Genomic DNA, 24,572 nt, shown 5'->3' on the forward strand with positions numbered 1-24,572 from the left:
AGCCTAAGCAACGGCGGCCCCGTACAGCCGGTCGTACAGCGCCCGCAGGATGCCGGCGGTCGCGCCCCAGATCACCCGCTCGTCATGGGTCATGGCGTAGAAGCGCCGCGTCTCGCCGTTCGGTAGCGCACGCTCGTGCTCCTCGTGGTTGGCCGGGTCCATCAGGAAGCCGAACGGGGTCTCGAAGATGTCGGCCACCTCGTCGGGATTGGGCGTCAGCGTGAACCCCGGCGCAACGAACCCCACCACCGGCGTCACCAGATACCCCGTGCCGGTCTGGTAAGGGGTCGACAGCCCCGCCAACGTCACGAACCGCCGCTCCAGGCCGATCTCTTCCTCCGCCTCGCGCAGCGCCGTCTCCCACGGCGTCTCGCCCGGGTCCTGCCGTCCGCCCGGCAGCGCCACCTGACCGGTGTGTCGGCGAAGGGTGTCGGCCCGCCGCGTCAGGAGGACGGTGTAGCCAACATCGCGCTCGACGAGGCCGATCAGCACCGCCGCCGGCGTCAGGATTTCGTCGGGCGCGGCGGCGCCGCTCGGGTCCAGGTCGAAGTCGGATCGCCGCTTCATCCCCGCCACAGCCCCGCCGTGGTGCAGCGGGTCCAGGTGGTCGGCGATCCACGCCTTCAGGTCTCTGCCGCGGGACAGGTCGTTCACGGCCGGCCTATGGGGAACCAGGCGCCGTTCGAGCCGACGCCCAGCGCGCCGTCCCGTTCTTCCGCCATCTCGACAAGCTCGTAGAAAACTGGCCGGGCGATCAGCGCCTCCAGGCCGGCGCGCACATGCACATAGGGCCTGGGCTCGCCGCCCTCGCCTTCGACGATGCGGATGGGGTTTTCTGGCCCCGCCTCCACGACGTCGCCGACATTGGTGGTGAAGCGCAGCGCCTCACCCGCGCGGTCCACGCGAACCGCCGTGAACGGAGCGTCCTCCACCGTGATCTTCAGCTTCTCGACCGGCGTGACGAGGTAGATGCCGTCGGCGTCCTTGCGCAGGATCGTCGAGAACAGCCGCACCAATGCCTCGCGCCCGATCACCCCGCCCTCGTGGACCCAGGTCCCGTCGCGGCGGATGACGATGTCGATCTCGCCCGAGCGCGCCGGATTCCACAGATGCACGGGCGGCAGGCCGCGCTTCGGCTGCGCCGCCTCGGCCAGATCGTCCAGGGTGGTCTTGCTGCTCACCGCCGCAAGGTAGGGGCCGGACGGAGTGGGCTCAACCTATCGCGGCCGGACTGGACCGCTCAGCGTCACATCCGTGAACGGCAGCATCAGCACGCGCCGTTGCTCCACCGGCCCCGGCATCACGGCCTCGGGCGCGCCCGTGAAGCCAAAGCGTTCGAAGTACGGCGGGTCGCCCACCAGCAGCACCGCCGCCTCGCCGGCCGCCTCGGCCGCGGCGCAAGCCCGCTCGACCAGCCGGCCGCCGACGCCCGTGCTCTGAAGGTCCGGCTCCACGGCGAGCGGGCCCAGGAACACCACCGGCGTCTCGCCGACGTTCACCCGCCACATGCGCACCACACCGGCGAGGCGCCCGCCTTCCCAGGCGCAGAACGACAGCTCGGGCGCGAAGTCGGCGAACTCGCGCACGCGCTCGGACGACTTGGCGAACCGGCCCGGCCCGAAGGCGCGGTCCAGCAGCTCCTCGATGGGGACCCCGTCGGCAGGGGTTTCATGGGCGAAGGTGAGCGCCGGACCCGGCGCGCAGCATTCAACGGACATGGGCGGATTTTTCTCGAGATGCGGTTTCGGCGACGTTCGGCAGGACGGCTTCAATGCCCAAGCCTGCCGGGCGGTTCAGGGCGCTTCTTCAGGCGCGCGGACGTCGTCGCATCTCGGGGCCCTCCGGGCCGTAATCGGGAAGCGCGCAAATAGGGCCCTGGGGTGCTGGCGTCAACGCCGTTGCGGGGACGAGCGACGCAGGGCAGGGTCGCGGGCCACCGATGGCCGACACCCCGCCCGAAGCGCCGCCCTCCGCCCGCGAGCTCCTCCGCGAGCGCGACTACGTCCTGTTCTGGGGCTCGCGCTGGACCGGAAGCTTCGCCGCCCAGATCCAGAGCGTGGCGATCGGATGGCACATGTACGTGCTGGCCCGCGAGACCCGCTCCGTCGAAGAGAGCGCCTTCCTCATGGGCATGATCGGCCTGGCCGCGTTCCTACCAGTGCTGCTGCTCACCCTGCCTGCGGGCGAGATCGCCGACCGCTACGACCGCAAGAAGGTCCTGCTCCTTTGCCTCTCGGGCGAGATCCTGAGCGTGCTCGCGCTTGCCATCGCTACCGTGAACGGCCTGGCCTCGCCGGCCCTCCTGCTGGTCATCGCCGCGCTCTTCGGCGCAAGCCGCGCGTTCTTCGCTCCCGCCAACACCGCCCTGGGGCCCATGCTGGTTCCGCGGCGCCTGCTGCCGCGGGCCATCGCCTGGAACTCGCTGGCCTGGCAGAGCGCCTCCATCGCCGGGCCCGCCGTGGGGGGCCTGCTGATCGCCCATACGCCCCAGACCGCCTACTTCACCGCCTTCGGCCTGTACGGCCTGGCCGGCGTGTTCGTCGCCTCGATCGGCAAGAACGCCAAGCCCGAGGTGAACCCGGGCTCGCGCTGGCAGCTGATGAAGGAAGGCCTGGCCTACGTCTGGCGCCAGAAGATCGTGTTCGGAGCCATCTCGCTGGACCTGTTCGCCGTGCTGCTGGCCGGCGCCACCGCCCTGCTGCCGGTGTTCGCCCGCGACATCATCGAAGTGCCCGCGGTCACCGTGAACCTGCTCTTCTGGCAGCTGCCGCTGACCCGCGAGCTCGCCTTCGGCATGCTGCGGGCTGCGCCCGCCGTCGGCGCGACCGGCGTGGCGCTGTGGCTCGCCGCCAACCCCATCCACTCCAAGGCCGGCGCCTTCATGTTCGGCGGCGTCGCCCTGTTCGGCGCCGCGACCGTCGTCTTCGGCCTCTCCACCTCGCTGTGGCTGTCGCTGGCGGCGCTGGCGGTCCTCGGCGGCGCCGACATGCTCAGCGTCTACATCCGCCAGACGCTGGTGCAGCTCGTCACCCCCGACGCCATGCGCGGCCGGGTGGCGGCGGTCTCCTCGGTGTTCATCGGCGCGTCCAACGAACTGGGCGAGTTCGAGAGCGGCCTGGTCGCCCGCATCATGGGCCCTGTGGCCGCCGCCGTCTTCGGCGGCGTCGGCGCCATGGCCGTCACCGCTCTCTGGGCCCGCCTCTTCCCCGACTTGCGCCGCGCCGACCGGCTTGAATAGGCTTCCTCCCATTCAATTTGGGAGGATTTCAGAATGGGCGCGTTGGAAGGAAAGGTCGTCCTGGTCACGGGCGGCGGCAACGGCATCGGGCGCGATTGCGCGCTGATCGCGGCGCAGGAAGGCGCCAAGGTCCTGGTCAACGATTTGGGCGGGGGCCTGAAGGGCGACGATCCCGGCTCGGCGGGCCCGGCGGAAGAGGTCGCCCGTCTGATCCGCGAGCGCGGCGGCGAGGCCGCGTCCAACTCCGACAGCGTCACCAGCTACCGCGCCGTCCAGGGCATGGTCGAGCAGGCCATGGACACCTTTGGCGGCCTGCACGCGGTGATCAATCCGGCCGGCATCCTGCGTGACGTGATGTTCCACAAGATGACCGAGGACGACTGGGACCGGGTGATCGACGTCCACATGCGCGGCTCGTTCAACGTCGCCCGGGCGACCATCGAGCTGTTCCGCAACCAGAACGACGGCGCCTACATGTTCTTCACGTCCACGTCGGGCCTCTACGGCAACATCGGCCAGGCCAACTACGGCGCGGCCAAGATGGGCATCGCCGGCCTGTCGCGCATCATCGCCATGGAGGGCGCCCGTAACAACGTCCGCTCCAACTGCATCGCCCCCGTCGCCTGGACGCGGATGACCCAGTCCGTGCCGATCAAGGACGAGGCCCAGGCCGAGCGCCGCAAGGTGATGGCCGAGAAGATCCGCCCCGACCAGCCGGCCCGGTTCTCGGTGGCCATGGTCAGCCCGGCCGCGGCGAATGTCTCGGGCCAGGTGTTCGGCGTCTCGGGCGAGAACATCATCCTCTACTCCCAGCCCAGGCCGATCGAGACCTGCTCCAAGCCGGAAGGCGAGGAGTGGACGGTGGACTCCATCCTCAAGGAAGCCGTGCCGCAGATGGCGCCCAAGTTCTACGACCTCGGACGCGCCCCGCCCTCCACCCAGCCCAAGCAGGCCCAGCCGGCCTAGCGCTCGGCCCCGCTGGCGATCAGCTCGCCGGCGGGGACCACCTCCAGGCCCTTGGCCTTCAACCCCTGCAGCACCCGCGGCAGGGCGGCGCGGGCGGTCTCGTTGGCGCCGTACATCGGGTGCATCAGGATGATCGAGCCCGGTTTCGCCTGGGCGACGATCTCCTGGGCAAAGCGGGCCGGATCGGTCGTGGTCGGCTCCTCCACGTCCCAGGTGACCATCGTCAGGCCCTCCGCCTCGACGGCCAGTGGCAGGCCGACCAGCTTCTTGCCGTAGGGCGGCCGGAACAGCCGGGGCCCGGGTCCGCGGTCGCCATCCAGCACCGCCTCCGTGCGGCGCAGCTCGTGGGTATAGGAATCGCCCCATCGGAACGCCATCCGCCGGTGCGACCAGCTATGGTTTTCAACCTCGTGGCCGGCCGCCGTGATCCGCCGCACCAGGTCCGGCCGTTGCGCCGCCTCGCGCCCGACCAGGAAGAACGTCGCCCGCGCCCCGTGCGCCTCCAGCACCGGCAGCACCGCCTCGAGGCCGCGCTCGGTCGGGCCGTCGTCGAAGGTGAGCGCCACCGCCGGGCGCGCCGTCTCGACCCGGCAGACGACCGAACCCGTGAGCGTGAAGCAGCGCGCCTTGCTCACCTTGAAGAGGCCGTAGAGTCCGACGACCGCCAGCACGACGGCGGCCGCGGCCCAGAGGCCGAACCTGCGCCTACTCACCCGCAAGCGTGCGCAGCGCCGCACCGTCCAGCCGGCGAACGGTCCAGTCGGTCATCGCCGCCGCGCCCAGGCTGTCGTAGAACGCGATCGAGGGCGCGTTCCAGTCCAGCACCGCCCACTCCAAGCGACCGAGGTCCGCCTCCACGCACCGCTGCGCCAGGCGGGCCAGCAGGGCCTTGCCGGCGCCCAGGCCCCGCGCCTCGGGCCGCACGAACAGGTCCTCCAGGTAGATCCCGGCCCGCCCGCGGAAGGTCGAATAGTTGTAGAACCACAGCGCAAAGCCCACCGGCGTCCCGTCGGCTTCCGCGATGTCGCAGAAGGCCCGCGGGTTCTCGCCGAACAGGTCGCGGCGGATGTCGGCCTCGGTCGCCTCCACCTCGTGCAGCAGCCGCTCGTACTCGGCGAGCTCCTTGATGAACGCGAGGATCAGCGGCGCGTCGGCGACGGTGGCGACGCGGATCGTCACGCCGCTCATGCCGGCTCCTGCGCCCGGACCTTCGAAAAGTCCGGCGCCCGCTTCTCGGCGAAGGCGGCGAAGGCCTCGGCCGCCTCGGGCGACTTCAGCTGGGCGGCGAAAAGGCGGCCCTCTTCCTCGTAGCGCACGGCGATCGGCTCGGCCGGCCGGCGCATCAGGGCCTTGGTGGCTGCGACCGAAGCGGGCGCCCGCGCCGCCACGGCCTCGGCCGCCGCCCGCGCCTTCGCCCGCAGCTCGGCCGCGGGGACGACGGCGTTGGCGATACCCCAGGCCTCGGCCTTCTTCGCATCGACCGCCTCGCCCAGCACGAACATGGCGAAGGCCCGCGCATGTCCGATCCGGGCCGGCAGCAGCATCGAGGACGCAGCCTCCGGCACCAGGGCGAGGTTGACGAACGGCGTCGTCAGCAGCGCGTCCTCGCTCACATAGACCAGGTCGCAGTGCAGCAGCATGGTCACGCCGACGCCTACCGCCCGGCCGTTCACCGCCGCCACGATGGGGGTCTTGGCCCGCTCCAGCGCGTTCAGCAGCGGATTGCCCTTCTCGCGGGCGGCGTTGGCGCTCTCATCGCCGCGGTTCACCGCCGCGAAGTCGGCCAGGTCGTTGCCGGCGGTGAACATGTCCCCCTCGGCTTGGATCAGCACGCAGCGCACGTCCGGATCGGCGTCCGCCGCGTCGATGCCGTCGGCCATCGCCTGGTACATGGCGCGCGTCAGGGCGTTCTTCTTCTCGGGACGGTTCAGCGTGATGGTCAGGACGCCCGCGGACGTCTCAATGAGCACATGTTCGGCCATGGCCGGCCTCCTTGATCGGGAAACTTCCCGTCAAGCTTAGGCGGCGGCCGAGTACCAGTCGATCCCGTCCGCGTCTCGCTCGCGCCGTCCCAGGCCGCGGCGCAGCAGACAGTTCAGGTGCGCCAGGCTCTCGCCCGTCGCCAGCCCCAGCAGCTCGGGGCCGATCGGCCGGCGGAACAACACGTGGAAGACGTCCACCACCCGCTTCGGCGTCGCAAGCTCCGCCACCAGCCGCGCCAGGCCCCGCTCGTGCCCGGCCACCAGGTGGTCCAGCCGGGCGTGCAGGCCGTGGAACGGCTCGTTGTGGGCGGGCAGCACCAGGACGTCGTCTGGCACGCGCGCCTTGATCGCCTTCAGCGAGGTCAGCCAGTCGGTCAGCGGATCGGCCTCGGGCTCGGTCGGGAACACCGAGACGTTCGACGAGATCTTCGGCAGCACCTGGTCGCCCGAGATCATCAGCTTCAGGTCGCGACACCACAGCGAGGCGTGTTCCGGACTGTGACCGGACCCCACCACGACTTCCCACTCATGATCCCCGATCCGGATCCGCTCGCCGTCGTTCAGCCGGCGGAAGCTGTCGGGCAGCACGTGCAAGCCGCGGCCGAACCCGCCGAACTTGGCCTTGTACTGGTCGATGGCGTCCTCGTCCCAGCCGGCGGCCCGATAGAAGGTCACCGCCACCTCCGGCGCCTCGCGGCCGGTGTCCAGCGCCAGCGATCGGCAGGTGACAAACTCCAGCCGCGTGATCCACAGCTGGCAGCCGAACTTGCGCGTCAGCCAGCCGGCCATGCCGATGTGGTCGGGGTGCATGTGGGTGACGAAGACCCGCGTCACGGGGCGCCCTTCCAGCGGCCCCTGGAACGCCGCGCGCCAGGCATCCCGCGTGGCCACGCCGCCCAGGCCCGTGTCGACGATCGCCCAGCCTTCCCCCTCGCGAATGGCCCAGACATTGATGAAGCCCAGCGGCCCGCCCAGCGGCATGCGCAGCCACTTCACGCCCGGCGCCACGTCCACCGCCTCGCCTGCCGCGGGCGAGGCCTCGAACGGATAGCTCAGCTTCGGCCGCGCCAGTTCGGCAGGCGGGTCTTCCAGTCCGTCGCGCAAGCGCCGCGCTCCTCGTCTGTTCAGTATCGAAGCTTCTCCCCGCTGCCGCAGCGGAGGGCAAGCGCCTCAGCCCTGCTCGGTCATCCAGATGCGCAGGGCGCGCAGGAACGGCAGGGCTTCGCGGAACTCCTTCTGGGTGAAGGCCTCGCGCAGCTTCTCCATCTTCGGCCGGATCGCGACCATCGACCGGTTGTAGGCCTCACGCCCCTTGGGCGTCAGGCGCACCCGCTTCTTCCGCCGGTCGGCGCCGCAGGGCTCGAACACGATCAGCCGCATGGCCTCCAGCCGCTGCAGGGTGTTGGTGATGGCCCCCGGCGTCATCTGCAGCGCCGCGGCGATCCGGGCCGGCGTCAGGTCCTCGCCGCGCCGCGCGATCAGGTTCAGCACCTCGAACTGGGGATAGCTCAGGCCCACGGGCAGGCAGCCGCCGATCACCGTCCGCACCCCGTGCTCGATCATGCTGATCTCGTCGAACACCTGGACTTCCGGATGTTCCTCGACCGTCACCGCCATGCCTGAGCCCTCCGTCCACCGACGAAGCTCTACCATTCGAGTTTCAACGGAATGTTTCGATATTGAAGCACCTTCCGGGGCCGGCCCGCGAACATGGCGAAAAGCAAATGTTGGCCGCAAGCGCCTGTCATGCGGCGTGGCGAAGCTCGGCCGATGCCTCGCCCCCTCATTCTCTTCTGCGCCGCCCTGGCCCGCGACGGCGTCGCCCGCAACACCGTCTATGTCGCCAACGCGCTCGCGCGGCGCGGCGCCGCCGTGGAGGTCGTCTGCCTCGAAGCGGGGCCGCTCGCCGACGACCTTGACGGCCCGGCGCTCACCCGGCTGGGCCGGCCGCCCGGCCCGCGTCCGCTGGCTCTCGCGGCGGCCGTCCCGGCGCTGCGGGCGCGGTTCAGGCAGGCTGGCGCGGTCGTCTCGATGGGCAACCACGCACACCTGGCGGTCTGGGCCGCCCTCCAGGTCCTGCCAGGGCTGCCGCGCCTCTACCGGATCAGCAACGATCCGTTCCATGCCGGCGAGCCGGCCGCCATCCGGCGGCTCCGCGGCGCAGGTCTCAGCCTCATTGTCCGAGACGGCGCCCCGTTGGTCTCGGTGTCCAGCGTGGCCGCCCGCCGGCCCGCCTTCGAGCCCGCGCGGCGCGAGGGACGGCTGCACGTGGCGCCGAACGGTGTAGACGTCGCAGCGATCCGGGCGCGCGCCGCCGAGCCCTGTGCGCACCCGTGGCTCAGCGACGGGGCGCTATACCTCGCGGCGGTCGGCCGCCTGCACCGCCAGAAGAACGTGGAGGCCTTGATCCAGGCCCTCGCCGTCCTGCGCGCCGGCGCTTGGCCGGACCTGCGCCTGCTGGTCCTGGGCGGCGGAGGCGCCCGCCGCCGCCGCCGGCTCGAAGCGCTCGCCCGGAACTTGGGCTTGCAGGAGGCCGTCCGGTTCGAGGGCGAGGTCGCCAACCCCTTTCCGCTGGTCGCCAGAGCGGCGGCTTACGTCCTGCCCTCCCGTTGGGAAGGGGCCTCGAACAGCCTGCTCGAAGCCCTGGCCTGCGGCGTTCCGGTGGTGGCCGCTGTCACGGCCGGCAGCGCGCCGGAGGTGCTGGCGGGAGGGCGCTACGGCGCGCTCGCCTCGCCCGAGCCTCAGGACCTGGCCCACGCCATCGGCGCCCAGCTCGACCCCGCCACCCGCGTGCTCCCGAGGGATCGCGCCGCCGACTACAGCCTCGAGGCCGCCGTGGAGCGCTTCTGCGATCTCGTCCTGGCCGTCCGCGACCAACATGGCGAAATCCAAATCCGGGCGGCAGCTCCGGCTCATCTCGCGCCGGTAGGAAGGGGCGTGCGGGGGCGCTGAACGGAGAAGTAAGATGAAGACCCAAAGCCTGATCCTCGCCGCGGTCGCCGCAGCCCTCGCCGTCCCCGCCCTCGCCCAGGAAGGGGCTGCGACGCCGCCTGCCAGGCCCCAGACGATCCCGCTCGCCCAGGCCGTCGCCGCCGCCGAACAGGCGCTGGGCGCTCGCGCCTTCGACGCCGAGCTGGACCACGAGCGCGGCGGCCTCGTGTACGACATCGACCTGGTGAAGGACGGCCGGCCCGTCGAGGCCGAGGTCGACGCCGCGACCGGCAAGGTGCTGCGCCACTCGCGCCCGGCCGCCATCCGCCTGCCCTTCGGCGGCGACGCGCTCAAGGCGGCCCAGGCGGCGCCTCGCACGCTCAGCCAGACGATCGCCCTGATCGAGACCTCTACGAAGGGGCGCGTGGCCGACATCGGGCTGGAGCGGGAAGGCGGCCGGTACTACTACGAGGCCGAGCTGACGGGCGCGCCCGACCGCGAAGTCCGGGTCGACCTGCGGACGGGCGCGATCAGTCCGGTGATCGACGACTAGCCTCGGAGTTCGGCATGCACGTGCTGGTCGTGGAGGACGACGCCCGGGTCGCCGGCCACGTCGTGAAGGGCCTCAAGGCCGAGGGCTGGCTGGTCGACCACGTGGCCGACGGGCGCGAGGCCCTCTTCCGCGTGGCCGCGGAGACCTACGACGTCGTCGTCCTCGACCGCATGCTGCCGAACGTGGATGGCCTGAAGATCCTGCAGACGATGCGCGCCGCCGGCGACAGCACGCCGGTGCTGATCCTCTCGGCGCTGGGCGACGTGGACAACCGGGTGAAGGGACTGAGGGCGGGGGGCGACGACTACCTCGCCAAGCCCTTCGCCTTCTCCGAGCTGCTGGCCCGCGTCGAGGCGCTCAGCCGCCGCAAGGCGCCGGTGCAGGAGACGACCGAGCTGTCGCTGGCCGACCTGCGCATGAACCTGATCAGCCGCACGGTGACACGCGCCGGCAAGCCTGTCGACCTCACCGTCCGGGAATTCGGGCTCCTGGAATACCTCCTGCGCAACGCAGGCCGCGTGGTGAGCCGCAGCATGCTCCTCGAGGCGGTCTGGGACTACAATTTCGACCCCCAGACCAACATCATCGACCAGCACGTCAGCCGCCTGAGGCAGAAGATCGACAAGGACTTCGACCCGCCCCTGATCCAGACGATCCGCGGCATGGGCTACTCCCTGCGCACATGAGGCGGCCCCATCCCCTCCGCAGCCTCACGCTCAGGCTGACCCTGGTCTACATGGCGCTGTTCTACGCCTCGATCGGGCTGATGCTGGGCGCGAGCTACGTGGGCGGGGTGTGGCGGCCGCTCCAGCAGGTGGAGCGGCAGATCCGCGCCGAAAGCGACAGCCTCGCCGCGATCTACGAGCGCCAGGGCCGCAACGCGCTGATCCGGGCGCTGGAGCGACGCGCCGCCGAGCCGCGCGTGCGAACGCCCTACCATGTGCTGGTCGCGCCGAACGGCGCGGTGGTCGCCGCCAACCTCCTCGACTGGCCGCGCGTCACAGGCCCCGAGTGGGTCCGCTACGAGTTCGGCACCTACGCCACCGGGGCCGAGGAGGAGCACGAGGCGGTGGTCCGGGACCGGCGGCTGCCGGGCGGCTGGCGCTTGCTGGTCGGGCTCGACACCGAAGACCTCGACGAGCGCGAGGACCTGATCCTGGAGGCGCTGTCGTGGGGCCTCGGCATGACGCTGGCCCTGGGGGTCATCGGCGGGCTGGTGATGACGCTCGCTGTTTCGCGGCGGCTGGAGAGCATCAACCGGGCCGCCCGCGCCGTCATCGCCGGCGACCTCACCGGACGCGTCGCCCTTCGCGGCAGCGGCGACGACTTCGACCAGCTCGCCGCAACCCTCAATGAGATGCTGGCCCGCATCGAGCATCTGGTCGCCTCCATCAGCCGCGTCTCGGACAGCATCGCGCACGAACTGCGCACGCCGCTCACCCGCCTGCGGGCCGAACTCGAGGAGCTGGCCGTCGCGGACGATCCGACCGATGTTCAGGCCCGCGCCGCCGCGGCCCTCGACGAGGCCGTCCGGCTTCAGGCCATGTTCGAGGCTCTTCTGCGCATCGCACGCCTGCAGAGCGGCCCGCGCGCCGCCGGCGCCACGGTTGACCTCTCGCGCCTGCTCGCCGACGCCGCCGAACTCCACCGCCCCGCAGCGGAGGATCGCGGCCAGACGCTGACCGAGACCCTCCAGCCCGGCCTTGCCGTCACCGGCGATCGGGACCTGATCTTCCAGATGGTCAGCAACCTGCTGGACAATGCGGTGAAGTTCGCACCCGAGCGCGGCCACGTGGCGCTAGAGGCTCGCATGACCGCTCGCGGCGTCGAGGTGGCCGTGAGCGACAACGGTCCGGGCGTGCCGCCCGCGCACCGCGACCGCGTCTTCGAGCGCTTCTGGCGCGGCGACGACGTCGCGCCGGGGTTCGGCCTGGGCCTCAGCCTCGTGGCCGCGGCGGTCGAGGCGCACAACGCGGCGATAGAGCTCGCCGACGCCGGGCCGGGCCTGCGCGTGACGGTCCGCTTCCGGGCCTAGGCCTTCCGGCTGGCGGTCCAGCGCCGCACGCGGGTCTGCAGTACGCCCAGCGGCAGGGCGCCGGCGCCCAGCACGGTGTCGTGGAAGCCCTTCAGGTCGAACTTCGCGCCCAGGTCGCGCCGCGCCTCGTCGCGCAGCTCGAGGATCTTGACCATGCCCACCTTGTACGAGGTCGCCTGGCCCGGATTGACGAAGTAGCGGCGGATCTCCGAGCGGATCTTGCCGATCGGCTGGGGCGAGTTCGACGAATAGAACTCCAGCGCCTGGGCCTCGCTCCAGCCCTTGGCGTGGATGCCGGTGTCGACCACCAGGCGGATGGCGCGCCAGATCTCCCGACCCAGCCGGCCGAAGTCGCTGTAGGGGTCCTTGTAGAAGCCGACCTCCTTGGCCAGCCGCTCGACGTACAGGCCCCAGCCCTCGATGTAGGCGCCGTAGCCGTACTGGCCGCGGAAGGCGGGCACGCCGGTCATCTCCTGGGCCAGCATGATCTGCATGTGATGCCCCGGCCAGCCCTCGTGGTAGCAGGTGCCCTCGATCTCGTAGATCGGCGTCGCGCGCGTGTCGGCCAGGTGGACGTAGTAGATGCCGGGCCGCGAACCGTCGGGCGCGCCCGAGCTGTAGTGCGCCGCCCCGCCCGGCTCCTCGCGGAAGCTCTCGACCCGCTTCACCACCAGCTCGGACTTCGGGATCCGGCCGAAATACTGCGGCAGCACCGCCTTCATGCCGGCGAGGAATTCCTCGCACATCTTGAGATAGCGCGCCCGGCCAGCGTCATCGTTCGGCACGTAGAAGCGGTCGTCGGTGCGCAGATGGACGAAGAACTCCTCCAGCGTCCCGGCGAACCCGATCTTGGCCTTCAGCGTCTCCATCTCGCCGCGGATGCGCTTCACCTCGGCCAGCCCCAGCTGGTGGATCTCTTCCGCGCTCATGCCGGTCGTCGTCTGCAGGCGCAGCATGGCGTCGTAATAGGCCGCGCCGTCCGGCAGGGCGCCCGCGCCCTTCGGCTCGGGCGTCGCGTTCGCCACGTCGGCCGCCAGCCAGGCCGACAGGCGGTCGTACGCGGGCTTCATCTTGCCGGTCATGGCCTCGGCCAGCGCCTTGGTCAGCCGGTCGGCCTCGGCCGCCGGCAGGTCCAGCTTCGCGATCTTCGCCTTGCCGTCGGCAAACAAGGCCGAGTCCGGGCCCGCGCCGAACGGCGCGCCAGCCGTCAGGCGCTTCACCTCCTCGGCCGACTGCTCGTAGGCGAACCTGGGCATGCGGACGCCGTTCGCCGCCGCCGCCTTCGCCCGCGCCAGCTGCACGTCCAGCGCCGGACCGATCTGCGCGACCCGGCTGATGTAGGCGGCCATGTCCGCGGGCGTGTCCACGCGGTGCTGGTTGATCATGAAGTTGGGCAGGCGCGTGTGATAGCCGCCCCGCTCGAAGACATAGTTGTGGCCGCGCCACCGGTGCGCCGTCTCGGCCCGCTCCAGTTCCAGCGCCCACATGTCGAACGAGACCCGCGCATCGTCGCCCAGCTTCGCCGGATCGAACCTGCGCTTCATCTCGGCCACGCTCTGCCGGCGCCAGGCCAGCTTCTTCTCGGCGGCCGCCTCGCTGTGATCGGTCAGACGGTCGTACTGCTCCTTGCGCCCGAGGCTGGTCAGCTCCATCGGGTCCATGGCCAACTCTTCCTCGAACTCGGCGTCGAGATAGGCCGTGAGCTGCCGGTCGAGGTCGCTCTGCGCGGCCGCCGCCACAGGCGTCAGCATCGTCGCCGCCGCCAGGCTCAGTCCGAAATCACGCCGGGAAAGCTGCATATTCTCATCCTCTCGGGATCACTGCGCCGGCGAAGCTAGCCGGTCGCGACGCGGCGCGACAGTCGCCGCGACCGTTTAGCGTGCCCGGCGCCGGCTCAACGCTGGTCGAGGATGTCGCGGACGCGCGTGGCGAGCTCCTCGAAGGTGAAGGGCTTGCTGATCAGCTGCACGCCGGGGTCCAGCCGGCCGTGATGGACGATGGCGTTGCGCGAATAGCCCGTCGTGTAGAGCACCGGCAGGTCCGGCCTGAGCGCCCGCGCCTCGTCGGCAAGCACGCGCCCGGTGCGTCCGGGCAGCACCACGTCGGTGAACAGCAGGTCCACACGAGGCGCGCTCCGAAGGAGCACCATGGCCTCGTCCGCGTCAGCCGCCTCCAGGACGGCGTAGCCCAGCTCGCTCAGGATCATCGAGCTGTAGTTGCGGACGTCGTCATTGTCTTCGACCAGCAGCACCACTTCGCCCGCACTGGCGCCCGGAGCCGCGCTGTTGCTCGGCCTCTCCACGGCCTCGGCGGGCCCCGTGAACCGCGGGAAGTAGAGCTTGACGGTCGTACCCTGGCCTTCCTCGCTGTAGATCGTCACGTGGCCGCCCGACTGCTTCACGAAGCCGTAGACCATGCTCAGGCCAAGGCCCGTGCCGCGGCCGACTTCCTTGGTCGTGTAGAACGGCTCGAACACACGGCTCAGCGTCTCCTTCGACATGCCGTGGCCGGTGTCGCTGATCGCCACCATCACGTACTGGCCCGGGATCACCTCGGCGTCGGTGGCGGAATAGCTCTCGTCGAGCGCGGTGTTGGCCGTCTCTATGGTCAGTTTGCCGCCTTCGGGCATCGCGTCGCGCGCGTTGACCGCGAGGTTCAGGATAGCGCTCTCCAGCTGGTTCTGGTCCGCCTCCACGCGCCACAGCCGAGGCGCGAGCACGCCTTCCAGCTCGATGGTTTCGCCCAGCGTTCTGTGCAGCAGGTCCGTCATGTCGCGCACCAGCGCATTCAGCTCGAGCGGCTTGGGGGCCAGCGGCTGGCGACGAGAGAACGCGAGCAGCCGCCCGGTCAGGCTGGCGGCGCGCTGCGCGCCCTGCAGGGCCATGTCGGTGGCGCGCCGGATGCGCGCTTCGTCCTCAGGCCGCGCGCGGCGGATCGTGTCCAGGCCGCCGATGATCACCGTGAGCAGGTTGTTGAAATCGTGCGCGACGCCGCCGGTCAGCTGCCCGATGGCTTCCATCTTCTGGGCCTGGCGGAGGGCTTCCTCCACCTGGACGCGGCTAGCCACCTCCTCGGCGACCCGTTGCTCCAGGGTGGCGTTGATCGCCTGCAGCTCGGCCTCGGCGCGCCGACGCTGCTGCAGCTCCCGCTGCGCCGACCGGAACAGCTCGGCGTTGTCGAGCGCCACGGCGGCTTGCGCAGCCAGACCCAGCATCAGCTCCTCGGCGGTCTGGGTGAAGACGCCCGTATCGGGATGTCCAAAGAACAGCCCCCCGAGGACCTGCCCTGTCCGGGACTTCACCGGCACTGCGAGATAGCTGCGGACCGGCAGATGGCCTTCGGGCATGCCCCGGCGCGGCGCGTTCCGGCCATAGCGCGGGTCATTCGTGATGTCGTCGGACCGTACCACTCCCTCGCCGCGGAACGTCGGTCCGAAGACGTCCGTGTTGCGAGGCATCGGGAACTTCTCGAACGCGCTGCGGGGCGCGCCGGACAGAGCGTAGAGGGTGTAGTGCTCGCCCGCCTCGTCGACCACGTTGTAGAAGAACGCGCCGAACGCCGCGCCAGTCAGCTCAACCCCGGCGTCGATGATCGTCTGGACCACCCGATCCTGGTCCAGGTCGCCGGAGATGGCGGTCGCCGCGCGGTTGAGGATCTGCAGCGCCCTTGTCCGCGCCTCTAGGGCCTCGCGTTGGGCCTTGTCCGCCGTCAGATCGATCAGCACGCCTGAGAACACCGGCCGCCCTTCCGGGCTCAGGCTCATTTGGCCGCGCGACAACACCCAGCGGACGTCGCCGGCGGCGGCGACCCGGTATTCGGCTTCGAAAGGCGCGCCGGTCTCGACCGTGGCGTTGACCTTGGCCATGGTCTCCGGCTGGTCGTCCGGGTGGATGGCGTCCACGAACCTCTGCAAAGGCAGGCCGTGAGCCGCCGCCTCGGCGCTCACGCCGAACACCTCACTCAGCGGGCCCTGGATGCTCAGGCGGTCTTCGTCGACCTTCCAGTCGTACACCGCCACCCGGCCCGTCGCGAGCGCCCGCGAGAGCTGTTCCTGCGTCATCAGGAACCGGCGCTCGCTTGCCATCACCGCGCGCGCCGCCTCGCGGCGGACCGTCGCCAGCTGGATGTTGGCGTTCACCCGCGCCAGCAGCTCCCGGGCCGCGAACGGCTTGATCAGGTAGTCGTCGGCGCCCGCATCGAGTCCTTCGACCTTCGCCTCCTCGCCGGCGCGCGCCGACAGGAGGATCACCGGCGTGCCCGCCAGTGTCGGCGTTCGCCTCACCTCGGCCACGACACCGAAGCCGTCGAGGTTCGGCATCATGACGTCGCTGAGGATGAGGTCCGGCGGCGCCTTCAGGGCGGCCTCCAGCGCCTCGCGGCCGTCGCTCACCGCCACCACCTCGTAGCCCTGAGATCGCAGAAGGCGGGCGACGTAGTCGCGCATGTCCGCATTGTCGTCGGCGAGGATGATCCGCCCACCGGCGACGAGCGTGTCCGGCCTTCCGTCCGCCAGAGGGATCAATTCCGCCAGAGCAGGCTCCCGGGCTCCGGTCGACGACCAGCGCATCGCCTCCTCGACGAACGGCTGCGCCCGGGGCGCAGGGCTCGGCTCGAGCCCCTCTTCGCCCACCTGTTCGGCGGGCAGGTGGCTCTTCCCGAACGGCACGACGATCGTGAAGGTCGAGCCCTTCCCCAGCGCGCTCTCGGCGGAGATGGCGCCGCCGTGCAGTTTCACCAGCTCCTGCACCAGGGCGAGCCCGATGCCGCTCCCTTCGAAGCTGCGGCCCTTGGCGCCTTCGACCCGGTGGAAGCGCTCGAACAGCTTGGGCAGCTCTTCCTCGGGGATGCCGGTCCCGGTGTCGCGCACCTCGACCACCACCCCACGGCCGTCCTGAGAGGCTCGTGTGGTGACGCTGATCTCGCCTTCGAAGGTGAACTTGAAAGCGTTGGAGATGAGGTTGAGGAGCACCTTCTCCCACATCTCCCGGTCCACATAGACCGGCTCGGCCAGGGGCTCGGCGTCCACCCGCAGGGTGAGCCCGGCCTTCTCGACCGCTGACCGGAAGCTGGCGGCGATCTCGGCGTTGAAGCTCGCCAGGTCCGTCGCCTGGTACGACGCCTTCACCCGGCCAGCCTCGATCCGGGAGAAGTCGAGAAGGCTGTTCACCAGCCGCAGGAGACGCAGTCCGTTCCGATGCGCGAGCTCCACGTGCGAGTGGGCCTGCTCGGTCCGAAGGTCGGACGTCGCGAGCAGTTCCTCGAGCGGCCCCAGCATCAGCGTGAGCGGCGTCCGGAACTCGTGGCTGACGTTCGAGAAGAATGCCGTCTTCGCCCGGTCGATTTCCTCCAGCGCCTCTGCGCGCTTGCGTTCTTCTTCGAAGGCGCGGGCGCTCGCCAGGGCGGCGGCGATCTGCCCGGCGAGCATTTCGATGAAGCCGGTATAGGCTGCGTCGACCGGGCGGTACGGGTTCAGGGCGGCGACGAAGAAGCCCGCCGCCGTGCGCTCGTGCCCCTGTTGCGCGAGCGGCACCAAAAGCACCTGCTGAGCGACCTTCTCCCAGGCGCCGCAAGGCAGTTCCCCGGGCAGCATTCCGGCGTCGATCACCTGGGGTTCGCTGCCACCCTGGATGTCGCGGACCGGCCAGAAGGTGTCGGAGAGCTGGATCTCGGACGCGGCGGCGGGGTGCATCGCCTCGATGCCGGAGGCCGCCGCGAGCCGCGCGGTCTTCCCGCCTTCGTCGAAGAGGTAGGTAAGGGTGAAAGGAAGGTCTGAGAGGTTTTCCGATAGCCGCCGCTCGATCGCGTCGAACAATTCCTGCTCGGTCTTTGTCGCCGCGGCGGCCGAGGAAAGGGCTCGCAGCGTGGCGAGCCGTCGGTCGTTGATGACCCGTTCGGTCTCTTCCATCACGACGCAGAAGAGACCCGAGATCGCGCCGTGATCGTCGAACAGCGGGCTGTAGGAGAAGGTGTGGTAGGTCTCCTCCGAGAAGCCGCTGCGCTCCAGCAAGAGCAGCATGCCTTCCCGGAACACCGCCTCCCCGGTGCTCATCACCTCGTCGATGAGCGGTCCGATGTCGTGCCAGATCTCTCGCCAGACTTCCGGGGCCGGCTGGCCGAGGCCGTGCGGGTGCTTGACGCCCATCGTCGGCCGGTAAGCGTCGTTGTAGAGGAAGGCCAGTCGAGGTCCCCAGCCCAGCCACATCTGGTAGCCGGACGTGAGCATGATCCGGACAACCGAGCGCAGGCTTTTAGGCCAGGTGTCCGGCGGGCCCAAAGACGTCGACGCCCAGTCGAGCTTGCGCATGATGGCGGCGACCTCGCCGCCCCCGGGAAAGGGGTCGCCGTCCACGATCTCAGTCGAGGTCCCGCGCTCGCTCAACCTGCGCCCCCCTTTCCGAAAGCAGCACCGCTTTAGCTCAGTTCGACGAAGCCGCAAGCTCTGCCTTGAAGGCTCAACCTATTGTTTTGCTTGTTGATCCAATCCAGGAACAAACGTCGCGATGAGACGTTTTGGTTGGTTCTGCCGCCGTTCAGGGCAAGGGTTGGCTGCCGCCAGTCACTTCACCAGCGCGTCGTAGATCCACCCGCGGTTCTTGCGCTGGTACTCCTGGGCCGCCTCCCGGGCCTGCACCATGAACACCATGAAGACCTCGTTCTTCGGGTCGACCCAGAACTCGGTGCCGGCGATGCCCCACCACGAGAACGTGCCCGCCCCCGGCCGCTGCACCGTGTCGTCCAGCACGAGGCTGAACCCAAGGCCGAAGCCCATGCCCCGGCCCGGGAAGAACGCGCCCGCCTGACGGATCGCCGGCGTCGTCTCGTCCTGCCGCATGCGCAACAGCGTCTCCTTCTTCAGGATCCGCACGCCCTTGTACTCGCCGTCGCCCGCCAGCATCAGGACGAAGCGCAAGTAGTCCTCGGCCGTCGACGAGAGCCCGCCGCCGCCCGACAGGAACGGGGTGGGTTTGGCGTAGTCGTAGTAGACCATAGCGTCGCCCTTGGCCGGCTCGGCGAACCGCGCGCGCTTGGCCTCGGGCTGGAAGAAGGCCGTGTCGGTCATGCCCAGCGGGCCGGTGATCCGCTCGCGGATCAGGACGTCCAGCGGCTTGCCGCCGGCCACCTCGACGACGGCGCCCAGCACGTCGGTCGAGCGCGAATAGTTCCAGGCCGTCCCGGGCTCCGCCTTCAGCGGCAGCTTCGCCAGCACCTTGGCGTATTCGCGGTTCGGCAGGTCGTTGCGGTTCTCGCCGCCCGCGGCCCAGACCTTGCCCAGCGGCGAGCCCGGCTGCACGAACCCGTAGATCAGGCCCGAGGTGTGGCTCATCAGGTGGCGCACCAGCATCGGCTGCGCCGCCGGCTTGGTCGTGCCGTCCGCCTGCCATACGGCCAGGTTCGCGTACTCGGGCAGGTACTTCGCGACCGGCGCGTCGAGGTCCAGCTTGCCTTCCTCGACCAGCGTCATGGCCGTGACCGACACCACCGGCTTGGTCATGGAGAAGATGCGGAAGATCGTCTCGTTGGTCACCGGCGCCGTCTGGCCCGGCCCTTGGACGCCGAAGCCCTCCTCGAACACCACCTTGCCCTTGCGGCCCACCAGCAGGTAGGCGCCGGCGATCTTGCCCGAAGCCACGTCGGCCTTCAGGCCCTGGCGCGCCACGTCCAGCTTGGCTGGGTCGAAGCCCAGCGCCGCGGCGTCGCCCTTGACGATCGAAGAGACCTTCGGATCGACGCTCTTCGCCGGCCGCGCCGAGGCCTCCGCCCCCGCGAACACCAGCGCCGCGACCAGCGCCAGACCGGCCGCGCCGACATACCTGTTCTTCATGATGACGCTTCCCCCATGCTCTTAGAAGAAGCGGTTTGGCACGGCTTCGCAACGGCCGTGTTTCAGGCCTGTCAATCGGCGCCCGCGACCGTCTCCATCAGCCCCTGCCGCGCCAGGGCGTCGGCCCGTTCGTTCAGTTCGTGGCCGGCGTGGCCCTTGATCCAGCGCCAGTCCACCTGGTGGCGCAGCCTGGCCTGGTCCAGCCGCTTCCACAGATCGTCGTTCTTCACCGGCTTCTTGTCGGCGGTCAGCCAGCCGCGCTTCTTCCAGTTGTGGATCCACTCGTGGATGCCCTGCTGGACGTACTTGCTGTCGGTGTGCAGCTCGACGCGGCAGGGCTTCTTCAGCGCCTCCAGCGCCTGGATCGCCGCCATCAGCTCCATGCGGTTGTTGGTGGTGGCGAGTTCGCCGCCGCAGATCTCCTTGCGCTTGTCGCCGTACAGCAGCACCGCGCCCCAGCCGCCCGGCCCCGGGTTCCCCGAGCAGGCGCCGTCCGTATAGATCACGACTTGAGGAGTCATTCCGCCGCCTGACCGAACAGCACGAGGTCCGGCGACGAGCGGTGCACCGCCAGCTTGCGCTCGTATTCCAGCGGGTCCTTCGGCTTCACCAGGGCGCCGGCCGGCGTCGCGCCCCAGTCGGCAAGCCTAGTCAGGAAGAACCGCATCGCCGCCCCGTGCGCAAGCACCGGCAGGGCCGCCCGCTCGGCGTCGGTCAGCTTGCGCCGGCTCTCATAGCCGGCCACCAGCGCGCGCGCCGCGGTGATGTTGAAGCTGCCGTCCGGCTCGAAGCACCAGGCGTTCAGCGCCACCGCGATGTCGTACGCCAGCGCGTCGTTGCAGGCGAAGTAGAAGTCGAAGGCCGCCGCGAACTTCCCCGCCTGGAAGAAGACGTTGTCCGGGAAGTAGTCGGCGTGAATCACGCCCTGCGGCAGCCCCGTCGGCCACCGCTTGGCCAGCAGCTCGAGGTCCGCGGCGATGGTCTTGGAAAGCCCCGGCTTCAGCCCCTCGGCCGCGTCGTGCAGGCCCGCGAACATCGGGAGCCAGGCGGGCTGGCCCAGGTCGTTCGCCCGGGTCATGGGAAAGCCCGCCTGCGCCTCGTGCAGCCAGGCCAGGCTGATCCCCGCCTCGCGGCAGTGGGCGACCGTCGGCCGGCGCACCGACAGGCCCGACAGGTACGAGACCATCGCGCAGGGCTTGCCGCGCACGGTCTTCAGGATCTCGCCGTTGCGGTCGGCGATGGGCGTGGCGCACGGGAAGCCGCGCTCGGCCAGCCAGCGCATCAGCCCTAGGAAAAAAGGCAGCTCCTCGGGCCGAACCCGCTTCTCGTAGACCGTCAGGAAGTAACGGCCCGTCTCGGTCTCGAGCAGGAAGTTCGAGTTCTCGATGCCCTCGGCGATACCCTTGAACGACAAGGGCGCCCCCAGCTCGAAATCGGCCAGGAGCTTCTGGAGCTCGTCGTCGGTTATGTCGGTGTAGACCGCCATCGACTGCCCGCATGGGGTACGTCGCGGATGGAGTCAAACCCTGACCGGCGGTCCCCCATATGCTAGATTTGGCGTGATCTCCCTGGAGGATCCGATGCTTGCCCTGAAGGTGGAAAAGATCGGCGACCGGGTCGCGGTCGTCCTCACGGAAGAAGCCCTGGCGCAGCTGAACCTCGCCGTCGGCGACGTGCTGCACGTCGAGCCCGGCCGCGACGGCGCCGTCCAGGTCGTGACCCGCGAAGTGTGGTTGGAAGATCCTCACGCCCGCGGCCGCGCCTTCCTGCGCCGCTACAACAAGAGCTTCGAGCGCTTCGAAGGCTAGGACGCCAGCGCCCGCGGCAGCTTGAACGTCACCGTCTCGCGGGCGACCTCGGCCTCTTCCAGGCTCACGTCGAAGCGTTCGGCCAGCCGGTCGAGGAGGCCCTGCACCAGCACCTCGGGCGCCGAGGCCCCGGCGGTGACGCCCACCGTCCGCGCGCGCTCCAGCCAGGCGAAGTCCAGCCCGCCGGCGTCGTCGATCAGATAGGCGGCGGCGCCCGCACGCTTGCCCACCTCCGCCAGCCGCACAGAGTTCGAGGAGTTGGCGCTGCCCAGCACCAGGAGCACGTCGGCCCGCGCGGCGATCGCCTTCACCGCCTCCTGCCGGTTGGTGGTGGCGTAGCAGATGTCTTCCTTGTGCGGGGCGGCGATGCCCGGGAACCGCGCCCGCAGCGCGTCCACGATCTCGGCCGTGTCGTCCACCGACAGCGTCGTCTGGGTGACGAAAGCGACGTTCGCCGGATCCCGGGGTTGGAAGGTGCGGGCGTCTTCGACCGTCTCGATCAGGGCCACGGCCCCGTCCGGCAGCTGGCCCATGGTGCCGACGACTTCGGGGTGGCCGGCGTGGCCGATCAGCACGATCTCGCGGCCGGCGTCATAGTGCCGCTGGGCCTCCACGTGCACCTTCGAAACCAGCGGGCACGTGGCGTCGAGGTACAGCATCTTCCGCGCCTTGGCCGCCGCCGGCACCGACTTGGGCACCCCGTGCGCCGAGAACACCACCGGCCGGTCCTCGGGACACTGGTCCAGCTCCTCGACGAACACGGCGCCCAGCGCCTTCAGCCGGTCGACCACATGGCGGTTATGGACGATCTCGTGGCGCACATAGACCGGCGCGCCATAGGTCTCGATCGCCCGCTCCACGATCTGGATCGCCCGGTCCACGCCCGCGCAGAAGCCGCGGGGGCTGGCCAGGAGAACGGTGAGCGCGGGCTTCGTCGACATGGCGCGGAACCTAGTGCCGCAGGCCGTCCATTGCCAGCCGCGTTGCCGCCGCAATCGTGAGGCTGTAACTAGGCCACGACCGCGCGGAACCCTCCGCGCCCTTCTGTTCCGAGACGCTTCCCATGCGCCGCCATCTGCTCGCAGCCGCCGCCGCGGTCCTCACGGCCGCCATCGCCCTGCCCGAACTCGCCATGGCTCAGGGCCGCGGCGGCCAGGACCAGCAACGCCAGCAGGAAGAAGACGCGGCCAAGAAGCGCAAGCGCGACGCCGAGTGGGGCAACCGCCAGGCGCCGCTGCCGGCCCTGCGCAACGCCGGCCCCTGCCCCTTCGTGAAGACGCTGTACGACGCCGCCCGCTACGTCGAGTTCAAGGACGGCCGCGAGGCCTCCGCGAATGTCTCCTTCTCGGGCGAGATCCAGGGCATCTCGGCGGGCTGCCAGTACAAGGACGAAGAGCCGATCGAAGTCGCCATGGAGGTGCTCTTCGAGCTGGGCCGCGGGCCGCAGGCCGAGGGCCGCGCCAAGACCTACCGCTACTGGGTCGCCGTCACCGACCGCAACCGCTCGGTGCTGGCCAAGGAATATTTCGACCTCCCCGTGACCTTCAAGGAGGGCGAGGACCGGGTCTATGTGCGCGAGACGCTGAACCGCATCGTCATTCCCCGCGCCGAGATCACCACCTCGGGCTCGAACTTCGAGGTCCTGATCGGCTTCGACGTGACGCCGCAGATGGCCGCCTTCAACCGTGAGGGCAAGCGCTTCCGCCTGAACGTCGGCGGCGCCCAGGCGTCCAACACCGCCGGGTCGCCCACGCCGCAATGAGCGATCTGAAATCGGTCCTGGGCGAGGCGGTGGAAGCCGCCTTCGCCGCCGAAGGCGTTCCCGCAGAGCTCGCCCGGGTCACCCCCTCCGACCGCCCCGACCTCGCCGACTTCCAGTCGAACGGGGCGCTCGCGGCCGCCAAGCGCGTGGGCAAGAACCCGCGCGAGATCGCCAGCGCCGTCGCCGAGCGCCTCAAGGGCGACCCGAGGCTGGCCTCGGTCGACATCGCCGGCCCCGGCTTCCTGAACCTGAAGGTGGCTGACGCCGCGCTCGCCGCGCGCGCCGACGCCATCGCCGGCGACCCGCGCGCCGGCGCCGAAACGGTGAGCCAGGCCCGTCGGGTGATCGTCGACTACGGCGGCCCCAACGTCGCCAAGCCGATGCACGTGGGCCACCTGCGCGCCTCGATCATCGGGGAGTCCATCAAGCGCCTCTACCGCTTCCGCGGCGACCAGGTGGTCGGCGACGCCCACTTCGGCGACTGGGGTTACCAGATGGGCCTCCTGATCGGGGCCATCATGGACGAGAACCCCGACATCGCCGAGCGCATCGCCGCCCTGAAGGACGCCGACCCGAACGGCCCGATCCCGTCCGAATTCGAGCGGATCACCCTGGCCGACCTCGACCGGCTCTATCCCGAGGCCGCGGCCAAGGGGAAGGCCGATCCCGAGTACCGTGATCGCGCGCGCAAGCTCACCGCCGACCTGCAGAACCACGACCCCGGCTGCTACCTCCTGTGGCGGCGGTTCCGGGACGTGACCCAGGTCGCCCTCGAGCGCGACTTCCACGCGCTGGGCGTCGACTTCGACTGGTGGAAGGGCGAGAGCGACGTCGACCACCTGATCGAGCCGATGGTGGCCGAACTCGACGCCAAGGGCCTGCTGGTCGACGACCAGGGGGCCCGGATCGTCCGGGTCGCCCGCGAAGGCGACAAGCGCGAGCTGCCGCCGCTGCTGGTGGTCTCCTCCGAGGGCTCGGCGATGTACGGCACGACCGACCTCGCCACCATCCTAGACCGCAAGCAGTCGTTCGATCCCGAACTCGTCATCTACTGCGTCGACCAGCGCCAGGCCGATCACTTCGAGATCGTGTTCCGCGCCGCCTACCTGGCCGGCTACGCCGCCGAAGGCCAGCTCGAGCACATCGGCTTCGGCACGATGAACGGGACGGACGGCAAGCCCTTCAAGACCCGCGAGGGCGGCGTCCTGAAGCTGAACGACCTCATCGAAATGGCCCGCTCCAAGGCCCGCGAGCGCCTGCACGAGGCGGGTCTGGGCGAAGACCTGCCCGAGACGGAGTTCGAGGACATCGCGGCCAAGGTCGCGGTCGCGGCCCTGAAGTTCGCCGATCTCTCGAACTTCCGCGGCACCTCCTACGTCTTCGACCTCGACCGCTTCACCAGCTTCGAAGGCAAGACCGGCCCGTACCTGCTCTACCAGGCCGTTCGCGTGAAATCCCTGCTGCGCAAGGCCGAG

Annotated in this window: 23 protein-coding genes; 9 read left to right on the top strand and 14 right to left on the bottom strand. The window is 70.1% G+C overall.

All coding sequences use genetic code 11. The features are described from left to right. Positions 1-3 precede the first annotated feature (3 nt). Genes RIF93_RS01420 through RIF93_RS01430 form a run of 3 tightly spaced genes read right to left on the bottom strand, consistent with a single transcriptional unit; the run spans position 4 to position 1,718 of the window. On the bottom strand, positions 4-654 hold the full coding sequence (locus tag RIF93_RS01420; protein WP_375163813.1) for an NUDIX hydrolase: 651 nt from the start codon (positions 652-654) through the stop codon (positions 4-6). Beyond that, positions 651-1,181: a DUF1285 domain-containing protein gene (locus tag RIF93_RS01425; RefSeq protein WP_309087706.1), complete on the bottom strand. Its 531-nt coding sequence runs from the start codon at positions 1,179-1,181 to the stop codon at positions 651-653. Before RIF93_RS01425 ends, RIF93_RS01420 begins: the two co-directional genes overlap by 4 nt. A gap of 36 nt (positions 1,182-1,217) precedes the next feature. Beyond that, complete coding sequence (locus RIF93_RS01430) at positions 1,218-1,718, bottom strand: N-acetyltransferase (protein WP_309087708.1); 501 nt, start codon at positions 1,716-1,718, stop codon at positions 1,218-1,220. A gap of 221 nt (positions 1,719-1,939) precedes the next feature. Between RIF93_RS01430 and RIF93_RS01435 the strand changes: the two genes are divergently transcribed. Both RIF93_RS01435 and RIF93_RS01440 read left to right on the top strand, forming a co-directional pair. Then, on the top strand, positions 1,940-3,238 hold the full coding sequence (locus RIF93_RS01435; RefSeq protein ID WP_309087710.1) for an MFS transporter: 1,299 nt from the start codon (positions 1,940-1,942) through the stop codon (positions 3,236-3,238). A gap of 33 nt (positions 3,239-3,271) precedes the next feature. After that, a complete protein-coding gene (locus RIF93_RS01440; RefSeq protein ID WP_309087712.1) occupies positions 3,272-4,204 on the top strand; it encodes an SDR family NAD(P)-dependent oxidoreductase in 933 nt (310 codons plus the stop codon). Here the strand turns inward: RIF93_RS01440 and RIF93_RS01445 are convergent. From RIF93_RS01445 to RIF93_RS01465, 5 genes are all read right to left on the bottom strand, one after another. Then, complete coding sequence (locus RIF93_RS01445) at positions 4,201-4,917, bottom strand: polysaccharide deacetylase family protein (RefSeq protein ID WP_309087753.1); 717 nt, start codon at positions 4,915-4,917, stop codon at positions 4,201-4,203. The genes RIF93_RS01440 and RIF93_RS01445 overlap by 4 nt on opposite strands. Further along, positions 4,910-5,392 carry a GNAT family N-acetyltransferase gene (locus RIF93_RS01450; RefSeq protein ID WP_309087714.1) on the bottom strand — a complete coding sequence of 161 codons (483 nt, stop codon included), beginning with the start codon at positions 5,390-5,392 and terminating at the stop codon, positions 4,910-4,912. The genes RIF93_RS01445 and RIF93_RS01450 overlap by 8 nt, the downstream gene beginning before the upstream one ends. Next, a complete protein-coding gene (locus RIF93_RS01455; RefSeq protein ID WP_309087716.1) occupies positions 5,389-6,186 on the bottom strand; it encodes an enoyl-CoA hydratase-related protein in 798 nt (265 codons plus the stop codon). The genes RIF93_RS01450 and RIF93_RS01455 overlap by 4 nt, the downstream gene beginning before the upstream one ends. Positions 6,187-6,222: 36 nt before the next feature. Then, positions 6,223-7,290, bottom strand: coding sequence for an MBL fold metallo-hydrolase (locus RIF93_RS01460; protein WP_309087718.1), 1,068 nt, complete (start codon positions 7,288-7,290; stop codon positions 6,223-6,225). Between the two features lie 66 nt (positions 7,291-7,356). Next, positions 7,357-7,803: a MarR family transcriptional regulator gene (locus RIF93_RS01465; RefSeq protein WP_309087720.1), complete on the bottom strand. Its 447-nt coding sequence runs from the start codon at positions 7,801-7,803 to the stop codon at positions 7,357-7,359. Between the two features lie 153 nt (positions 7,804-7,956). Here RIF93_RS01465 and RIF93_RS01470 point away from each other — a divergent pair, with 153 nt between their 5' ends. From RIF93_RS01470 to RIF93_RS01485, 4 genes are read left to right on the top strand one after another with little or no spacing between them, the layout of a single operon-like run. Then, complete coding sequence (locus tag RIF93_RS01470; RefSeq protein WP_309087722.1) at positions 7,957-9,138, top strand: glycosyltransferase; 1,182 nt, start codon at positions 7,957-7,959, stop codon at positions 9,136-9,138. A gap of 13 nt (positions 9,139-9,151) precedes the next feature. Further along, positions 9,152-9,670 (top strand): PepSY domain-containing protein, encoded by a 519-nt coding sequence (locus RIF93_RS01475; RefSeq protein WP_309087724.1) that lies wholly within the window; start codon positions 9,152-9,154, stop codon positions 9,668-9,670. A gap of 14 nt (positions 9,671-9,684) precedes the next feature. Continuing rightward, positions 9,685-10,356 (top strand): response regulator transcription factor, encoded by a 672-nt coding sequence (locus RIF93_RS01480; protein WP_309087726.1) that lies wholly within the window; start codon positions 9,685-9,687, stop codon positions 10,354-10,356. Further along, positions 10,353-11,705, top strand: coding sequence for a HAMP domain-containing sensor histidine kinase (locus RIF93_RS01485; RefSeq protein ID WP_309087728.1), 1,353 nt, complete (start codon positions 10,353-10,355; stop codon positions 11,703-11,705). Before RIF93_RS01480 ends, RIF93_RS01485 begins: the two co-directional genes overlap by 4 nt. Here RIF93_RS01485 and RIF93_RS01490 read toward each other — a convergent pair. From RIF93_RS01490 to thrB, 5 genes are all read right to left on the bottom strand, one after another. Further along, the gene (locus tag RIF93_RS01490) at positions 11,702-13,504 is read right to left on the bottom strand and encodes a DUF885 domain-containing protein (protein ID WP_309087730.1); all 1,803 of its coding nucleotides are present in this window, start codon (positions 13,502-13,504) and stop codon (positions 11,702-11,704) included. The genes RIF93_RS01485 and RIF93_RS01490 overlap by 4 nt on opposite strands. A gap of 95 nt (positions 13,505-13,599) precedes the next feature. Beyond that, positions 13,600-18,084 carry an ATP-binding protein gene (locus tag RIF93_RS01495; RefSeq protein ID WP_309087731.1) on the bottom strand — a complete coding sequence of 1,495 codons (4,485 nt, stop codon included), beginning with the start codon at positions 18,082-18,084 and terminating at the stop codon, positions 13,600-13,602. Between the two features lie 177 nt (positions 18,085-18,261). Then, positions 18,262-19,527, bottom strand: coding sequence for a serine hydrolase domain-containing protein (locus tag RIF93_RS01500; RefSeq protein WP_309087733.1), 1,266 nt, complete (start codon positions 19,525-19,527; stop codon positions 18,262-18,264). 71 nt (positions 19,528-19,598) lie between these two features. After that, a complete protein-coding gene (rnhA, locus tag RIF93_RS01505; RefSeq protein WP_309087734.1) occupies positions 19,599-20,048 on the bottom strand; it encodes a ribonuclease HI in 450 nt (149 codons plus the stop codon). After that, positions 20,045-21,013 (bottom strand): homoserine kinase, encoded by a 969-nt coding sequence (gene thrB / locus RIF93_RS01510; protein ID WP_309087736.1) that lies wholly within the window; start codon positions 21,011-21,013, stop codon positions 20,045-20,047. The genes rnhA and thrB overlap by 4 nt, the downstream gene beginning before the upstream one ends. A gap of 94 nt (positions 21,014-21,107) precedes the next feature. Between thrB and RIF93_RS01515 the strand changes: the two genes are divergently transcribed. Beyond that, complete coding sequence (locus RIF93_RS01515) at positions 21,108-21,335, top strand: hypothetical protein (protein ID WP_309087738.1); 228 nt, start codon at positions 21,108-21,110, stop codon at positions 21,333-21,335. Here RIF93_RS01515 and ispH read toward each other — a convergent pair. After that, a complete protein-coding gene (ispH, locus tag RIF93_RS01520) occupies positions 21,332-22,276 on the bottom strand; it encodes a 4-hydroxy-3-methylbut-2-enyl diphosphate reductase (protein ID WP_309087740.1) in 945 nt (314 codons plus the stop codon). The genes RIF93_RS01515 and ispH overlap by 4 nt on opposite strands. Before the next feature lie 122 nt (positions 22,277-22,398). Between ispH and RIF93_RS01525 the strand changes: the two genes are divergently transcribed. Both RIF93_RS01525 and argS read left to right on the top strand, forming a co-directional pair. Continuing rightward, positions 22,399-23,097, top strand: coding sequence for a Tat pathway signal sequence domain protein (locus RIF93_RS01525; RefSeq protein ID WP_309087743.1), 699 nt, complete (start codon positions 22,399-22,401; stop codon positions 23,095-23,097). Beyond that, positions 23,094-24,572, top strand: a 1,479-nt coding sequence (gene argS / locus RIF93_RS01530) for an arginine--tRNA ligase (protein WP_309087745.1), incomplete at its 3' end; no start/stop codon positions are given. The genes RIF93_RS01525 and argS, both read left to right, overlap by 4 nt.

This window comes from Phenylobacterium sp., from assembly GCF_031181185.1.
Classification (GTDB): domain Bacteria; phylum Pseudomonadota; class Alphaproteobacteria; order Caulobacterales; family Caulobacteraceae; genus Phenylobacterium.

What these genes read in the sequence shown, in the direction of transcription:
- RIF93_RS01430 (WP_309087708.1), bottom strand. Translation starts at nt 1,718, where the DNA reads ATGTCCGTTGAATGCTGCGCGCCGGGTCCGGCGCTCACCTTCGCCCAT.
- RIF93_RS01435 (WP_309087710.1), top strand. Translation starts at nt 1,940, where the DNA reads ATGGCCGACACCCCGCCCGAAGCGCCGCCCTCCGCCCGCGAGCTCCTC.
- RIF93_RS01440 (WP_309087712.1), top strand. Translation starts at nt 3,272, where the DNA reads ATGGGCGCGTTGGAAGGAAAGGTCGTCCTGGTCACGGGCGGCGGCAAC.
- RIF93_RS01450 (WP_309087714.1), bottom strand. Translation starts at nt 5,392, where the DNA reads ATGAGCGGCGTGACGATCCGCGTCGCCACCGTCGCCGACGCGCCGCTG.
- RIF93_RS01455 (WP_309087716.1), bottom strand. Translation starts at nt 6,186, where the DNA reads ATGGCCGAACATGTGCTCATTGAGACGTCCGCGGGCGTCCTGACCATC.
- RIF93_RS01465 (WP_309087720.1), bottom strand. Translation starts at nt 7,803, where the DNA reads ATGGCGGTGACGGTCGAGGAACATCCGGAAGTCCAGGTGTTCGACGAG.
- RIF93_RS01470 (WP_309087722.1), top strand. Translation starts at nt 7,957, where the DNA reads ATGCCTCGCCCCCTCATTCTCTTCTGCGCCGCCCTGGCCCGCGACGGC.
- RIF93_RS01475 (WP_309087724.1), top strand. Translation starts at nt 9,152, where the DNA reads ATGAAGACCCAAAGCCTGATCCTCGCCGCGGTCGCCGCAGCCCTCGCC.
- RIF93_RS01480 (WP_309087726.1), top strand. Translation starts at nt 9,685, where the DNA reads ATGCACGTGCTGGTCGTGGAGGACGACGCCCGGGTCGCCGGCCACGTC.
- RIF93_RS01485 (WP_309087728.1), top strand. Translation starts at nt 10,353, where the DNA reads ATGAGGCGGCCCCATCCCCTCCGCAGCCTCACGCTCAGGCTGACCCTG.
- RIF93_RS01490 (WP_309087730.1), bottom strand. Translation starts at nt 13,504, where the DNA reads ATGCAGCTTTCCCGGCGTGATTTCGGACTGAGCCTGGCGGCGGCGACG.
- RIF93_RS01500 (WP_309087733.1), bottom strand. Translation starts at nt 19,527, where the DNA reads ATGAAGAACAGGTATGTCGGCGCGGCCGGTCTGGCGCTGGTCGCGGCG.
- rnhA (WP_309087734.1), bottom strand. Translation starts at nt 20,048, where the DNA reads ATGACTCCTCAAGTCGTGATCTATACGGACGGCGCCTGCTCGGGGAAC.
- thrB (WP_309087736.1), bottom strand. Translation starts at nt 21,013, where the DNA reads ATGGCGGTCTACACCGACATAACCGACGACGAGCTCCAGAAGCTCCTG.
- RIF93_RS01515 (WP_309087738.1), top strand. Translation starts at nt 21,108, where the DNA reads ATGCTTGCCCTGAAGGTGGAAAAGATCGGCGACCGGGTCGCGGTCGTC.
- ispH (WP_309087740.1), bottom strand. Translation starts at nt 22,276, where the DNA reads ATGTCGACGAAGCCCGCGCTCACCGTTCTCCTGGCCAGCCCCCGCGGC.
- RIF93_RS01525 (WP_309087743.1), top strand. Translation starts at nt 22,399, where the DNA reads ATGCGCCGCCATCTGCTCGCAGCCGCCGCCGCGGTCCTCACGGCCGCC.